Annotated in this window: 13 protein-coding genes and 1 pseudogene; 6 read left to right on the plus strand and 8 right to left on the minus strand. The window is 59.4% G+C overall.

The features are described from left to right. A pseudogene (locus E8M77_RS23990) lies at positions 1 to 177 on the minus strand (IS5/IS1182 family transposase); the annotation flags it as partial. Between the two features lie 627 nt (positions 178 to 804). Here E8M77_RS23990 and aspS point away from each other — a divergent pair. After that, the gene (gene aspS, locus E8M77_RS23000) at positions 805 to 2595 is read left to right on the plus strand and encodes an aspartate--tRNA ligase (protein WP_137132935.1); all 1791 of its coding nucleotides are present in this window, start codon (positions 805 to 807) and stop codon (positions 2593 to 2595) included. A gap of 91 nt (positions 2596 to 2686) precedes the next feature. Here the strand turns inward: aspS and E8M77_RS23005 are convergent, their stop codons facing one another. After that, positions 2687 to 3604, minus strand: a complete 918-nt coding sequence (locus E8M77_RS23005) for a hypothetical protein (protein WP_246659380.1) — start codon at positions 3602 to 3604, stop codon at positions 2687 to 2689. Here E8M77_RS23005 and E8M77_RS24330 point away from each other — a divergent pair. Next, a complete protein-coding gene (locus tag E8M77_RS24330) occupies positions 3521 to 3772 on the plus strand; it encodes a hypothetical protein (protein WP_246659386.1) in 252 nt (83 codons plus the stop codon). The two genes, E8M77_RS23005 and E8M77_RS24330, sit on opposite strands and share 84 nt — an antisense overlap. Positions 3773 to 3775: 3 nt before the next feature. Here the strand turns inward: E8M77_RS24330 and E8M77_RS23995 are convergent, their stop codons facing one another. Next, positions 3776 to 3952: a hypothetical protein gene (locus tag E8M77_RS23995; protein WP_170975974.1), complete on the minus strand. Its 177-nt coding sequence runs from the start codon at positions 3950 to 3952 to the stop codon at positions 3776 to 3778. Positions 3953 to 4187: 235 nt separating this feature from the next. Here E8M77_RS23995 and E8M77_RS23010 point away from each other — a divergent pair, with 235 nt between their 5' ends. Together E8M77_RS23010 and E8M77_RS24445 are read left to right on the plus strand one after the other, a co-directional pair. Continuing rightward, entirely contained in the window at positions 4188 to 4838 is a 651-nt protein-coding gene (locus E8M77_RS23010) for a glutathione S-transferase family protein (protein ID WP_137132937.1), read from the plus strand. Then, complete coding sequence (locus E8M77_RS24445; protein ID WP_137132938.1) at positions 4838 to 6910, plus strand: bifunctional diguanylate cyclase/phosphodiesterase; 2073 nt, start codon at positions 4838 to 4840, stop codon at positions 6908 to 6910. The genes E8M77_RS23010 and E8M77_RS24445 overlap by 1 nt, the downstream gene beginning before the upstream one ends. 51 nt (positions 6911 to 6961) lie before the next feature. Here the strand turns inward: E8M77_RS24445 and E8M77_RS23020 are convergent, their stop codons facing one another. Further along, complete coding sequence (locus tag E8M77_RS23020; protein WP_170975982.1) at positions 6962 to 8149, minus strand: hypothetical protein; 1188 nt, start codon at positions 8147 to 8149, stop codon at positions 6962 to 6964. 184 nt (positions 8150 to 8333) lie between these two features. Here E8M77_RS23020 and parC point away from each other — a divergent pair, with 184 nt between their 5' ends. Next, the gene (gene parC / locus E8M77_RS23025) at positions 8334 to 10595 is read left to right on the plus strand and encodes a DNA topoisomerase IV subunit A (protein WP_137132940.1); all 2262 of its coding nucleotides are present in this window, start codon (positions 8334 to 8336) and stop codon (positions 10593 to 10595) included. A gap of 48 nt (positions 10596 to 10643) precedes the next feature. Here the strand turns inward: parC and E8M77_RS23030 are convergent, their stop codons facing one another. From E8M77_RS23030 to hemB, 4 genes are all read right to left on the minus strand, one after another. Beyond that, positions 10644 to 10883 (minus strand): AbrB/MazE/SpoVT family DNA-binding domain-containing protein, encoded by a 240-nt coding sequence (locus E8M77_RS23030; RefSeq protein ID WP_137132941.1) that lies wholly within the window; start codon positions 10881 to 10883, stop codon positions 10644 to 10646. A 63-nt stretch (positions 10884 to 10946) separates the two neighbouring features. Next, positions 10947 to 11714: an arginyltransferase gene (locus E8M77_RS23035; protein WP_137132942.1), complete on the minus strand. Its 768-nt coding sequence runs from the start codon at positions 11712 to 11714 to the stop codon at positions 10947 to 10949. Positions 11715 to 11832: 118 nt separating this feature from the next. Next, complete coding sequence (locus E8M77_RS23040; protein ID WP_137132943.1) at positions 11833 to 12291, minus strand: RDD family protein; 459 nt, start codon at positions 12289 to 12291, stop codon at positions 11833 to 11835. 138 nt (positions 12292 to 12429) lie between these two features. After that, positions 12430 to 13443 carry a porphobilinogen synthase gene (gene hemB / locus E8M77_RS23045; RefSeq protein WP_137132944.1) on the minus strand — a complete coding sequence of 338 codons (1014 nt, stop codon included), beginning with the start codon at positions 13441 to 13443 and terminating at the stop codon, positions 12430 to 12432. 189 nt (positions 13444 to 13632) lie between these two features. Here hemB and E8M77_RS23050 point away from each other — a divergent pair, with 189 nt between their 5' ends. After that, positions 13633 to 14073: a DUF6163 family protein gene (locus tag E8M77_RS23050; RefSeq protein WP_137132945.1), complete on the plus strand. Its 441-nt coding sequence runs from the start codon at positions 13633 to 13635 to the stop codon at positions 14071 to 14073. Positions 14074 to 14223: the final 150 nt, after the last annotated feature.

Below are 14223 nucleotides of genomic sequence, written 5' to 3' on the forward strand. Positions count from 1 at the left end.
CAGTTCTGGATCGACGGACGGCCGTCCAGTTCCACTGTAGAACGGCTTCAGCCGCGCCCGCACACCATCAAGATCAAGATGGCGGTCAATTCCGCGGAGCAGATGGTCAGCAGGAACGTGATCATTGAGGCAGAAGTCGTAGAAGAGCTGCGCCGGAGCAGTCTGACATCCCATCATCGCTCAATCCGCCGCAAATCCATTGGAGAATTGAATCAGGGAGGCTCAACAAAAGCAACCCTGAATTGAGAACTCAGCAGTTTGACCACTGGGAGCGCTTGCACAAACAATCTGTTGTTAGATACCAGTGAAACACAGACAGCGACATGCAGCGGGAAACAAAATGCGCCCAGCTTTTAGATATATTGCAGCAGCAATTGGATTTGGCGTCCTCATCAGCGTTGGCGTGGTCGTGAAGGGACTGCTTCACGCCAACGACTACATTGACCGATGCGCTGACGAAACCTCAGGACGATACATTTTCGATAAGGAGGCGCGAGTCACCGCCTGCAAATGATCGAATAACCGCCAGACGAACGAGTACGAGTTTTTCAACGGTATCGGCCACCGGCGGACCTAGCTGCTCGGCCCCCTCTCGTCTTTGTACGTTCAAATTGCAGTCAATCCGCCGGAGCTCCGTCGTCAGGCTAGGCCCTCTTCCTATCCTGAGATAAAGCCCACGCCACGCCCCACGCCTCCAGCCTTGACAAAGCAGGCGGGTCATGCGCTTTTCCGCCCGATTTTCTATCGGTCACGCGCCTGCCTTGATGGCGCCCTTTCGACCGTCACATATCGGGAAACTTGACCATGCACCGTTACCGCAGCCACACCTGTGCCGCCCTGAAGAAGTCCGATGTCGGCGCGACCGTCCGCCTGTCCGGCTGGGTCCACCGCGTCCGTGACCATGGTGGCGTTCTCTTCATCGATCTTCGTGACCATTACGGCATGACGCAGGTGGTCGCCGATCCGGACAGCCCCGCCTTCAAGGTGGCCGAAACCGTGCGTGGCGAATGGGTCATCCGCATCGATGGCGTCGTCAAGGCCCGCTCGGAAGACACCATCAACAAGCAGATGGCAACCGGCGAGATCGAGCTTTACGCCCAGGAAATCGAAGTTCTTTCGGCTGCCAAGGAATTGCCGCTGCCGGTCTTCGGTGAGCCGGACTATCCGGAAGATGTGCGCCTGAAGTATCGCTTCCTCGATCTTCGCCGCGATACGCTGCACAAGAACATCGTCAAGCGCACGCAGATCGTCTCGGATATGCGCAACCGCATGAACGAAATCGGCTTTGGCGAATATACAACGCCGATCCTGACGGCATCCTCGCCGGAAGGCGCGCGCGACTTCCTCGTGCCGAGCCGCATCCATCCCGGCCAGTTTTTCGCGCTGCCGCAGGCGCCGCAGCAGTATAAGCAGCTTTTGATGGTGGCCGGTTTCGACCGCTATTTCCAGATCGCGCCCTGCTTCCGCGATGAAGACCCGCGTGCCGACCGCCTGCCGGGCGAATTCTACCAGCTCGACGTCGAAATGAGCTTCGTTACCCAGGAAGACGTGTGGAACACGATGGCGCCCGTCATCACCGGCGTTTTCGAGAAATTCGCCGATGGCAAGCCGGTCACCAAGGAATGGCCGCGCATTGCCTATGACGAAGCGATCCGCAAATACGGTTCCGACAAGCCGGATCTGCGCAACCCGATCGTCATGGAAAATGTCACGGATCACTTTGCCGGCTCCGGCTTCAAGGTGTTTGCCGGCATGATCGCATCGAACCCGAAGGTCGAGATCTGGGCCATCCCGGCAAAGACCGGTGGTTCGCGCGCCTTCTGCGACCGCATGAACGCCTGGGCGCAAGGCCAGGGCCAGCCGGGCCTCGGCTATATCTTCTGGAAGGAAGAGGACGGCAAGATTGCCGGCTCCGGTCCGCTTGCCAAGAACATTGGCGAGGAACGCACCGAAGCCGTGCGCACCCAGCTTGGTCTTGACGCGGGCGATGCCTGCTTCTTCGTGGCCGGCGAACCGTCGAAATTCTACAAGTTTGCCGGTGAAGCCCGCACCCGCGCCGGCGAGGAGCTGAACCTTGTCGATCGTGATCGGTTCGAGCTGTGCTGGATCGTCGATTTCCCGTTCTTCGAATGGAGCGACGAGGACAAGAAGCTCGATTTCGCCCACAACCCCTTCTCCATGCCGCAGGGCGGGCTGGAAGCGCTGGAAACCCAGGATCCGCTGACGATCAAGGCCTATCAGTATGACGCCGTCTGCAACGGCTTCGAAATTGCCTCGGGCTCCATCCGTAACCAGTCGCCGGAGCTTATGGTGAAGGCGTTTGAAATGGTCGGCCTGTCGAAGGCGGATGTGGAAGAGCGTTTTGGCGGCATGTACCGCGCGTTCCAGTATGGCGCGCCTCCGCATGGCGGCTGCGCTTTCGGCATCGACCGCGTTGTGATGCTGCTCGTCGGCGCCAAGAACCTGCGCGAAATCACGCTGTTCCCGATGAACCAGCAGGCGCAGGATCTGTTGATGAATGCGCCGGCACCGGCCCAGCCCAAGCAGCTGATGGAACTGTCGCTGCGGGTTATGCCGCCGCAGAAAAAGGACTGATTGTTTTCTTCTGTCCAATGAAAAGGGGCCCCGAAAGCGTTATGCTTTCGGGGCCCTTTCTGTGTCAGGCTCTGTCTGGCCTGGCTGAATCTCAAGCCTGTGCCGTCAGGCTGCTGTCGAGAAAATACCATTGGTCGAGATTTGCCAGAATCACCGGTTCGATCACGGCATTCAGCAGGGCGATATCCTCCATGAGCCGCGCGCCGGGCTTGTCCTCCGGCGGCAGTGTAATGGGCGGCAGGGCGCGACAGACGAACCTGAAGCCATCCTGGCGCAGATTGTACCATGGGCAGATCGTTGCCCCGGTCATGCGCGCCAGCCTTATGGTCATGGCCAGATTGCCCTCAAGATGGGGTTCTCGCCCAAATAGGGGGCCGCGAATATAACCACCCACGCCTTCGTCGCAAAAGGCTGAGACGATGCCGCCGGCTTTCAGCACCCGCACCGCCGGGCGTATGCCCTGAAGGCCGGGTGGCAGAAAATGCACGCCGGTCTTGCGCCGCACGCGCTGGGCAATCCATGCCTTTGCGCGACCGGCTGGAGGGGTGTAGTTCACATAAGGGGTCAGGCCAACGGGCTTGAGCAGAATGGGGCAGATCTCCCAATTGCCGAGATGCATCCCAACCGCAATCACCGGGCCGCGTTTCGCGGCCTCAACCACCCAATCGAGATTGTGCACTTCGAGCCGCTCGAGATGGTGCTTCAATCGGGTAATGATCGAAAATTCCGTCAGAATACGTCCCTGCGTCTGGCAGTTTTTCAAAAACAGCGCCTCTTGCTCTTCGGCGCTGAGATCAGGCCGCAGGGCAGCAATGGTGGCGCGCGCCCGCGCGCTGGCATTCTTGTTGACATGCGGTTGCGCAAGCTTGCCGAGCGACGCGCCAAAGTGCGTGCAAGCGTCCATGGGCAGCAGTTTCAGGCCATAATGGACAAGCAGGTTGATGCCATTCCAGATATTGTCATGAACCCAGTATTGAAGAAAATGCCGCCGTTGCTGGCGATCACCCAAAAGCGCGGCAAGCGTGGGCGCCTCGCTCTGGCGGTAAAACCATGCCCGGCGCTTTTTCGGGGGTACCTTTGCGCTTTTCGGCTCGTCATTCATCCATCTTGGCTTTCATTGGCTCTGCATACCTTTAACGGCGATGCAGCATCACAGGCAGACCGCTCTTTGACGTGAGTGTCAATCGGCATGGGGCTCACCCTTGTGGCTATCCAGCACCCACACCCGAAACCGTTGCGCAAAGATGGCCAGACACAGGTTTGACTCGGTGAGGCAGAATTGCAAGTCGCCTGGGCCGGCGGCAAAGGCAATGTCGCTGGAGGGCGCTGGCCTGCCCGCCAGAATGGGGACGCTCATCACGCTGGTTGCCACGCAGATCGATCCCTGCGCATTGCACGACAAGGAACGTGGGGTGCTCAGTCTGTGCGCGCATCAGTTAAAGCTCAGTTTTATTTGATAGGTTATCATATTTAGAAATAAAGATGTGAGCCGTGTGCGATATATATTGGTATATTTAAAACTGTTTTCAGTGTGAAACCTTATCTCAAGATTCTTGACGTATAGGTCAGTATGTCAATTTTTGGAAAATTAGATGTATAAGCTGTACGTCACGCGCGGTTCCGGCAATTGCTTCAAGCCATTCTTGACACTCTCTCAGCTTGAAATCCCCTTTCAAGTTGTCGAGGTGAATGTGCTTGAGGGCGAAACCCGATCGCCTGAATTCTTGTCGCTCAACTCGGCCGGTAGCGTGCCCTATCTCGTCACGGGCGAGGGCCAGGGCGTCGGTGAATCGAATGCCATGCTGTGGCTGATTGCCGATGGCACGGACCTGATGCCGCGCTCGCCGCTGGAACGTGCGCAGAGCCTGCAATGGATGTTCTTCGAACAATCAAAGCTGGAGCCGATGATTTCTCCGGCGCGCTTCCTTGGCCATATCGTGCCGGAACGCGGGGTCGGCCGCGAAGCCGAGATCGCCAGCTGGCGCCAGCGGGCGGCCACGGGGCTCGCCACGCTTGACGCGCATCTGGCAGACCGGCATTTCATGCTGGGTGACCATTATGGCATCACCGATATCGCGGTCTTCGGCTATGTGCATGTCTCCGATGAAGCGAGCATCGACATGGATCGCTTCCCTGCCGTCAAGGCCTGGATGGCGCGTGTTGAATCAACGCCCGGCTTCAAGCCGCTTTCGACGCTTTGCGACGGTGCCATAGCTTTCTCGGCCCGTGGAGATACGGGCTGATGAGCAGTTCGCATGCTGGCCCGGAACCGATCGCGCCTGCCAGTCCCCAGTGGAGAAAGGACCGCTGGACGCTCAATCAGCTCAGCACAGCGGTCTGGCTGTTTGATATCGATCAGGGCAGGGTGGTCTGGGCCAATGCGGCCGCACTCGATGTCTGGAATGCCGCATCGCTGGAAGAGTTGCAGTCGCGCGATTTGAAATCCGACATGTCGCCGGCGGTCAGCCGTAGGTTGCAGCAATATCAGGCCGATTTTATCAGCCATGGTGCCAGTTTTACCGAAATGTGGACACTCTATCCGCGCGGCGTGCCATCTCCGCTGAATGTGCGGTTCAGTGGCGCCCATCTCGATGATGGTCGCATGGCCATGCTGTGCGAGGGACGAAGTGAGGCAAGTCTGCAACCGGATACAATCCGGAGTGCCGATGCGCTTCTGCACACGCAGATGATGATTTCCCTGCACGAACTGGATGGTCGAACGCTCTATTCGAACCCTGCCGCCCGCGCCAGTTTCGATAGTCAGCAGCAGGATCTTTCTGCGCGCTTCGTCCATCCGGCTGACTATGAGCGGTTGATGCTGGAGATTCGCAGCCAGCTGGAGGTCAGCCTGATTGCCGAAGTGCTCACCGCTTCTGGCCAGCGCTGGCACGAATTGACGGTGCGTTCCTGCCATGATCCGGTTTCTGGCCGTCCATCGGTTCTCGTCAGTTCCACCGATGTGACAGAGTTGAAAGAGGCCGAAGCACTGGCCCATACGCGCGCGCATCACGATCCACTGACGGGGCTTCCCAACCGCCTGGCCATGCCGGCTTTGTTTGCCTCGCTCGTCAAGCAGGCGGATCTGAAAGGCGCGCATCTGGGTGTGCTGTTCATTGATCTCGATCAGTTCAAGGCCATCAATGATACGCTCGGCCATCTGCAAGGCGATGGCGTGCTGATGGAAGTGGCGCGGCGCCTGTTTGAATTGCGGATGCAGGACGATGCGGTGATCCGGCTTGGCGGCGATGAATTCCTGTTCGTCGCCATGGAGAGCCGCGATGAACCGGGGCGCATCGCAAGCCTTGCGTCGCGCATTCTCGAGCGACTGGCCTTTCCCGTGCATGGAGAGCGCCGCAAGCTGATGGTGACGCCGAGCGTCGGCATTGCCCGCTATCCCGAACATGGGCGGGATGCCGAGCTTTTGATGCAGCGCGCGGACCTTGCCATGTACGAGGCGAAGGCTGCCGGACGCAATCAGTATCGCCTCTATGACGAAACCATGCGCAACCGGCGTGACGAGGAAATGGAGCTGCTGGCGGAACTGCGCGAGGCCCTGCGTCGTGGACAGATCGAGCCCTATTACCAGCCTCGTTATGCACCGCATGCGCGGCGCATGGTCGCCGTCGAGGCGCTGGCCCGCTGGAACCATCCGGAACGGGGGATGATCTCGCCGGCAGACTTCATTCCGCTTGCCGAAAAGTCCGGTCTCATCAACCAGCTTGGCACATCAATTCTGGAGCAGGCGGTGCGCCAGCGCTGCGAATGGCAGCGCCGTGGCATCGACGTCGCGGTCTCGGTCAATGTTTCGCTTCGCCAGCTCTGCGATGCCGATTTCGCGCCGATGGTGGAGCGTATTCTGACTTGTTATGGCTGCGAGCCTGGGCGTCTTGAGCTGGAAGTGACCGAGACCCTGCTGATCGAAAGCAATCCGGTCGTGCATGCCAATCTCCAGTCGGTGCGGTCGCTCGGCATCCGTATTGCGATCGACGATTTCGGCACCGGCTATTCGAACCTTGCGCGCCTCAATGAGATGGCGGTCGATTGCATCAAGATCGATCGCAGCCTCATCCAGGGCCTGCCGCGCAATGATGAGATCCTGCGTCTGGTGATTGCCATGTGCAAGTTCATGCAGGTGACGATCGTTGCCGAAGGGGTGGAGACACAGGCTATCGCAGACTGGGCCTTCCGCAATGGTTGCCAGGAATTGCAAGGCTTCTATTACAGCCGTCCTTTGCCGCCCGCCGATACGGAAATCCTGCTGACGGCCTGCAATGTTGCAAGTGACCGGATGCTGACGCTGGAAAGTGTCGCCTGACGCCGGTAACCGCGAACCCAGCCACTGGCCGGGCTCGCAATCGGCACCAGATCAGTTATTCGCCGTAACGCTGACGCCGAGCATGTCCGGCAGGGTAGTGGGGGCAGCCTGCGCGGCACCGATGATCATCGGCAGCGGAACAGGATTGGCGGGCGCGGCGGTAATCGTAAAATTCTTCGGATTGTCGATGAAGCTGTTGATGGCCATCGACAGACTGTTCTGTAGCGATGGAATGTTCAGCTGAGCGAGGAAGAGCGGTGCCATGCCCTTGATCATCAGACCCATCTGCTCGCCGCTGACGCCCTGGCTCTTGCCGGAATAGTCGAGCGCCCGTTTCGTCACACCATCATCTGCGAAGGTAATTTCGGCGCTGTTGAACGAGATCTGCTGCATCAGGCCCAGCATGGCAAGGCCTGCCGCCTGCTGCGCCGCTTCCTTGTTCGGATTGGCGTCCATGGCGGCCGTGGTTTCCTGCAGCGACTTGATGAAGGCCAGCGTATAGCCGGAAATGCTGAATGCCAGGTCGAGACGCCCGACACCCGCGAGATCCAGCGCATATTCGCTGACCTCCAGCGTGCCCGGTCCCGCTTCCCAGGCGCCTTCCATGGTCATCTTGCCATTGATTTTTGTCAGACCAAGGCTGTCGATGGCCTCCTTCGACTTCGGATCGTCGATGGTGGCGAGATCGGCAAATATGCCGTCTACGCTGCCGGTAAAGCTGATGCCGGAATTGTCGTCTTCGCGTTCCATGGTGATGCTGGTTTCGCCGATGGCGGCGATCTGCTTGCCTTCGACGGTCACATTCACCGGCCCTGCATGGGCTTCGTCGTAGAACAGTATGGAATCGATAGTGCCGACCTTCGGGTCTGCGGGAACGACGACGCCTGAGAGGTAGAGGTCGCTGGCGGTGATCGTCGTCTTGCCCTCGGTCAGGTTGACATCGGCAAAGCGCGCCTTGTCGATCGTATAGCCACCATCGCCGGTTTCGGCGGCACCCTCCAGCACAATATCGCCGATGGCCGTGCGCGGGCCACCCTTGTTGTCGCCCAGCGTTACGGTCTTCAGCGTCACCGTCGTGCCGCTCACCTGCACATCACCCAACTGCAGGTTGCCCGGCTGGAGGTTGGAGGCGGCAATCATCTTCTTGACAAGGTCGGGACCGTCCAGCGCCAGCGCCGGGGAGGCACACGCGGCGATGGCAGCGCTGGCCAGAAGCAGGCGTGTCGAGCGGAAATGGATCATGTGGTTCCTCCTGCAGCCCGAAGGCGTCAAACAAGCAAATTCGAATGCTCGATGCTATATGACCCATGTCGGCAACGTCTATGGCTTTTCCAAGAAGAGAGTACGTGGGAAGCTGCGGTCATCCACAGGGGCGTTGAATGGCTTTCTTGCCGGGAATCAGGCTTTCCGGTAGTCAAGGCCCATGGGAAAAAACCTTACTCCTCCGCCCGGTGACGGCGGCGACGATCACATCCTGCCGGTCGATCTGAAGGCGGCGCTCGAGGAGCGCTATCTCGCCTATGCTTTGTCGACCATTATGCACCGTGCGCTGCCGGATGTTCGTGACGGTTTGAAGCCCGTGCACCGGCGCATCATTCACGCCATGAGCGAGATGGGCATCCGACCCAATTCTGCGTTCAAGAAATGCGCCCGTATCGTCGGCGACGTGATCGGTAAGTTCCACCCGCATGGCGACCAGTCGGTCTATGATGCGCTGGTACGTCTCGCGCAGGATTTCTCGCAGCGTTACCCGATCGTCGATGGCCAGGGCAATTTCGGCAATATCGATGGCGATAGCGCTGCCGCCTATCGTTACACCGAAGCGCGCATGACGGAAGTCGCGGCGCTGCTTCTCGAAGGGGTCGACCAGGACGCGGTGGATTTCCGCCCGACCTATAATGAGGAAGACGAGGAGCCGACGGTTCTGCCGGGTGCCTTCCCGAACCTTCTGGCAAACGGCGCCTCGGGCATTGCGGTCGGCATGGCCACCTCCATTCCGCCGCACAATGCGCATGAACTATGCGATGCAGCCCTTCACCTCATTCGCCATCCGGATGCGCCGGTCGAAAAACTCATCGAGTTCATTCCCGGCCCGGACCTTCCGACAGGCGGCGTGATCATCGACAGCCGCCAGTCGATCATCGATGCCTACAAGACCGGTCGCGGCGGGTTTCGTGTGCGCGCCAAGTGGGAGATGGAGGATCTCGGCCGCGGCGGCTACCAGATCGTCATCACCGAAATTCCCTATCAGGTGCAGAAGTCGCGGCTTATCGAAAAGATTGCCGAACTGTTGATTGCCCGCAAACTTCCGCTTCTAGAAGACGTGCGTGACGAATCGGCTGAAGATGTGCGCGTCGTGCTGGTGCCCAAGAGCCGCACCGTCGATGCGACACTGCTGATGGAATCGCTGTTTCGCCTGACGGAGCTGGAAAACCGCATTCCGCTCAACATGAATGTTCTGTCCATGGGCCGCGTGCCCAAGGTGATGGCGATCAATGAAGTGCTGCTGGAATGGCTGGGGCACCGCAAGGAAGTCCTGATCCGCCGATCGAAGTTCCGGCTTGCGGCGATCGACCGTCGTCTGGAAATTCTCGGCGGCCTGCTGATTGCCTATCTCAACCTTGATGAGGTGATCCGCATCATCCGCGAGGAAGATGAGCCCAAGCCGGTGATGGTGGCCAAATGGCAGCTGACCGATGTGCAGGCCGAGGCCATTCTCAACATGCGCCTGCGCAATCTGCGCAAGCTGGAAGAGTTCGAGATCCGCAAGGAATTCGACGAACTTTCCAAGGAAAAGGCCGATATCGAAGCCCTGCTGGCCTCCGATGAAAAGCAGTGGAAGGTGATCGAGCACGAGATCCAGGATGTCCGCAAGACATTTGCCAAGGGCCGCGGCAAGCCTTTCGCCCGCATGACGCAGTTTGCCGATGCGCCGGAGGCCGATCTGGAGGCCATCCAGCAGTCGATGATCGAGAAGGAGCCGATCACCGTTGTCATCTCGCAAAAAGGCTGGATCCGCGCGCTGAAGGGCCATATTGCCGATACGTCGAGCCTCACCTTCAAGGAAGGTGATACGCTGCGGCTGGCCTTCCCGGCCCAGACGACCGACAAGCTTCTGCTGCTGACCACCGGCGGCAAGGCCTATACGCTGGGTGCCGACAAGCTGCCCGGCGGGCGCGGCCATGGCGAGCCGATCCGCATCATGGTCGATATGGAAAACGATCAGGATGTATTGTCGGCCTTCGTGCATGATCCTTCGCGCAAGGTCATCCTCGCCTCGACGGGCGGCAATGGCTTCGTGGTGTCAGAGACCGAGCTTGTCGCCAATACGCGCAAGGGCAAGCAGGTGATGAATGTCGCCATGCCGGACGAGGCCAAGCTGATCGTCACCGTCACCGGCGATCACGTGGCCGTCGTCGGCGAAAACCGCAAGCTGCTTGTCTTCCCGCTCGACCAGCTGCCGGAGATGATCCGCGGCAAGGGCGTGCGCCTGCAGCGTTACAAGGATGGCGGTATTTCGGATATCAAGTGCTTTGCCATGGCAGACGGCCTGACCTGGGAAGATACAGCCGGTCGCGTGTTCTCCAAGAACAAGGACGAACTGGTCGAATGGCTTGCCGACCGGGCAACGGTTGGCCGCACCGTGCCGAAGGGCTTTCCGCGCAGCGGCAAGTTCAGCGGGTAGTGGTGAGCCGAATGGCTGGCGCCATCGGCGCCGGCCGAAGAGGGCATGCTAGTCAGCAAGTTTCCTGAACGCGACCTTGTATTTTTCCATGCAGAGCGTCGCCGCCTGCAACTGACGCTCCATGTCGTCTTCTGCTGTTGCGTCAAGGCGGATCGGTTTGAGAAACCACAGGCCCGCCTGCTCGCTCAGTTCAAGCTGATCACCGAGTTTCACACCCATGCGATCCAGCACTTCCATTGGAATAACAATGCCTTGCGAACTGCCAAAATCTAGCGCCTCTACCTTCATCACACATCTCCAATCTCTCGCTATGGTTGTGCTATGGGGATTTTCCTCCCGCAATCTGCGGCTCTAGTCCTGCGCGCTGTCGTCAAGGCGGAAGCGTTCCCAGCCGGCGGGCATCAGGTGCTCCTGTGGCTGGAAGCGGGTCTTGTAGTGCATCTTGGCAGACCCCTTCACCCAGTAGCCGAGATAGACATGCGGTAGGCCCAACTGGCGGGTGCGCTTGATATGGTCGAGGATCATATAGGTGCCGAGCGACCGATGCTCCTCTTCCGGGTTGAAGAAGGAATAGACCATAGAGAGCCCGTCGCTCATCATGTCACTGAGCGCCACGCCGACCAGTTCGCCCTGGGGCTGGTCGCCAAGCCCGGCGCCCGGCACCCGCTTGCGATACTCGATCAGCCGCGTGTTGACATGTGTATCCTCCACCATGATCGCATAGTCGAGCGCCGACATGTCCGACATGCCGCCGCGCTGGTGGCGATCATCGAGATAGCGGCGGAAGAGGGAAAACTGTTCGGTGGAAGGCTGCGGCGGCATCATCGTGCCGACGAGGTCGCTATTGCCCGACAGGACGCGCCTCATATTGCGGCCGATCTCGAACTCGTTGACCAGAATGCGCACGGAGACGCAGGCGCGGCAGGTTTCGCAGGCGGGCCTATAGGCAATGTTCTGCGATCGGCGAAAGCCGCCCTGCGTCAACAGGTCGTTCATCTCGGCAGCGCGTGCGCCGACGAGATGGGTGAAGACTTTCCGCTCCAGTTCACCAGGAAGATAGGGGCACGCAGCCGGGGCCGTCAGGTAGAACTGCGGTGATGGCGTCGCCTGTGTGTTCATGCGCGCAAATAGACCTTCGCTGCCAAACGCCGGAATTGAACAAATCAAACACCGACTATCAGTTTAGCATGGCGCAACTTCAGCAAACGTCAACCATCCCATTTCAGGGATACGGTTTTCAACTGGTGCGGACCACAACAGTGCCCAGCAGAAGGTCATGCACAAGGCGCGAACGCTCGATGAACAGGCCAGCCAGGAGAATGAGCGGCGTCAGCACGGAATTGAGGATCCAGAACAGCACCATGTGCACGACGGCTGTCATGAAGTCGATGCGACGGCCATCCAGCCGTGCAACCGCAATGCCCATGGCGCGCATGCCGGGGCTTGCCTGCGCGCGGCCGCCCACCGTCGTGCCGAAATAAAGGAGCGCCACGATGACGAACAGCGCCGGATAGAGGAAGAAACCGAGGCCGAGCGTCAGGATGCCGAGGAAGAACACGGCGACGGCCGCCGGAATGCAGAGCAGAAGCACGAGTGCATAATCGATGATGAAGGCAAAGACGCGCCTCGACAACACACCGCTATAGGCGCGCCAATCCTCGGGGGCGGCAACGACGGGACTGTTCTCGAACGACATGGGTCAGATCTCCTTGGTGTCTGGAGAAGATATGGGAATGTGCCATGTGTTGCACAATAGAGGTTTTGCGCGGCGCCGAAAAGCGTCGCGTGACTGATCTCTTAAATGCGCGCCCGAAAGGGCCGAGGGGCCTTGATATCAGGCGCCCTTCAGCTTGCGGGCGGCGTCCACGGCGAAATAGCTGAGAATGCCATCGCAGCCGGCGCGCTTGAAGGAAAGCAGCGTCTCCATCATGATCCGATCGCCATCGATCCAGCCATTCATCGCTGCCGCCTTGATCTGGCTATATTCGCCGGAGACCTGATAGGCGAAGGTGGGCAGGCCAAAGGCTTCCTTCATACGCCAGCAGATATCGAGATAGGCGATGCCGGGCTTGACCATCAGCATGTCGGCGCCTTCTTCCACGTCCAGTGCCGCATCGCGCAGCGCTTCGGTGCCGTTGGCCGGGTTGATGTAATAGCTGTTCTTGTCGCCCTTCAGCAGGCCACCGGTATTGATCGCCTCGCGATAGGGGCCATAGAAGCCGGAGGAGAACTTGGTCGCATAGGACATGATGGCGACATCCTGGTGACCGCTGGCATCGAGCGCCCGGCGGATGGCGCCGATGCGGCCATCCATCATTTCCGAAGGCGCGATGATATCGGCGCCGGCATCGGCCTGCATCACGGCGGCACGCGCCACCTGACCCACCGTCTCGTCATTGACGATGATACCATCCCTCAGGATGCCGTCATGGCCATGGCTGGTGAACGGATCGAGCGCTACATCGGTGATCAGGCCGATATTCGGCACGGCCTTCTTCACCGCGCGGGTGAACAGGTTGATCAGGTTGTCGCGATCGAGGATCTGCGAGCCGGTCTCGTCGCGCTTGCTCATCTCGATATCGGGGAAGGGGGCAATCGCCGGAATGCCAAGATCGGCAGCTTCCCGGATGGCCTCGACGGCCTTGTCGACGCTCATGCGGTTGACGCCCGGCATGGCCCGGATCGGATCGACAATGTTTTCGCCCGGAACGATGAAGATCGGCCAGATCAGGTCATCGACGGTCAACCGGTTTTCCTGCACCAGCCGGCGCGTCCAGTCGGCCTTGCGGTTGCGCCGCATGCGGCGATGGCCGGTAATCTCGTCCACGAGATGGGTCTTGTCAGTCATGGCGGGTCTCGCTGTCGTCGTTTCGCGTTGCTGCTTGCGCGGCCACGGGCTTGTACCAAGCGTCGATGATAGAAACGCAATGGGTTCCTATCACCGGCGCTTGGGCTTACCACGGCGATTGCGGTTTTGCGAAGGGGCAGCCTGTCGCAGCGCTGGCGAGCCGGCGCGAAGCCGGTTATCCTTACATTTATGGAATCTGATTCACCCACCACCCCGACTCGCAGCCTGACCGAGCTTCTCTTCGTCGGCTTCCTGCGCCTCGTCGCGCTCGTCTGCTTCTGGTTCGGCCTGCAATACTGGTCGATGCTTGTCGGCTATTCGTTTGATGGCCGTGCCCGTTTCGACCTTCTGGCTCTTCCCTGGCGCGCCGCTGCCTCGGGTCTGGCCGTCGTCTTTCCTGTCGTTTCGCTCGGGCTTTGGATGACCGCATCCTGGGGGGCCGTGCTCTGGGTGATTGCGGCCGGCACGCAATTGTTGATGTACCAGGTCTGGCCGGAGATTTTCGGCCACAATGTCCTGATCCCGCTGATGCACGGCCTTGTGGCCTCGCTCTATATCGTCTTCCGCCTGGCGCTTTATCTCGACAATCGCCGCAAGATGGAAGAGAGGGTAAGGGTTGATTTACCCTGATAGTTGAGCTTTGTGCCTGCGGTTTTTCTTGGATTTTTCACGTAAATATATGATTTAATGATGTAAAATAGGATGGCGTCAAGCAGTCGCGCCGCGCGGCAAGCACAGGGAAAGTGCCGTTAAGCTGCCGTTAGCCGTATGTTTTAAGTC

Source organism: Rhizobium sp. FY34, assembly GCF_005222845.1.
Lineage (GTDB): Bacteria > Pseudomonadota > Alphaproteobacteria > Rhizobiales > Rhizobiaceae > Neorhizobium.

Excerpts from the sequence above, each read along its gene's own strand:
- aspS (WP_137132935.1), top strand. The coding sequence starts at position 805 with ATGCACCGTTACCGCAGCCACACCTGTGCCGCCCTGAAGAAGTCCGAT.
- E8M77_RS23030 (WP_137132941.1), bottom strand. The coding sequence starts at position 10,883 with ATGAAGGTAGAGGCGCTAGATTTTGGCAGTTCGCAAGGCATTGTTATT.
- parC (WP_137132940.1), top strand. The coding sequence starts at position 8,334 with ATGGGAAAAAACCTTACTCCTCCGCCCGGTGACGGCGGCGACGATCAC.
- E8M77_RS23995 (WP_170975974.1), bottom strand. The coding sequence starts at position 3,952 with ATGAGCGTCCCCATTCTGGCGGGCAGGCCAGCGCCCTCCAGCGACATT.
- hemB (WP_137132944.1), bottom strand. The coding sequence starts at position 13,443 with ATGACTGACAAGACCCATCTCGTGGACGAGATTACCGGCCATCGCCGC.
- E8M77_RS23040 (WP_137132943.1), bottom strand. The coding sequence starts at position 12,291 with ATGTCGTTCGAGAACAGTCCCGTCGTTGCCGCCCCCGAGGATTGGCGC.
- E8M77_RS23035 (WP_137132942.1), bottom strand. The coding sequence starts at position 11,714 with ATGAACACACAGGCGACGCCATCACCGCAGTTCTACCTGACGGCCCCG.
- E8M77_RS23010 (WP_137132937.1), top strand. The coding sequence starts at position 4,188 with ATGTATAAGCTGTACGTCACGCGCGGTTCCGGCAATTGCTTCAAGCCA.
- E8M77_RS23050 (WP_137132945.1), top strand. The coding sequence starts at position 13,633 with ATGGAATCTGATTCACCCACCACCCCGACTCGCAGCCTGACCGAGCTT.
- E8M77_RS24445 (WP_137132938.1), top strand. The coding sequence starts at position 4,838 with ATGAGCAGTTCGCATGCTGGCCCGGAACCGATCGCGCCTGCCAGTCCC.
- E8M77_RS24330 (WP_246659386.1), top strand. The coding sequence starts at position 3,521 with ATGGACAAGCAGGTTGATGCCATTCCAGATATTGTCATGAACCCAGTA.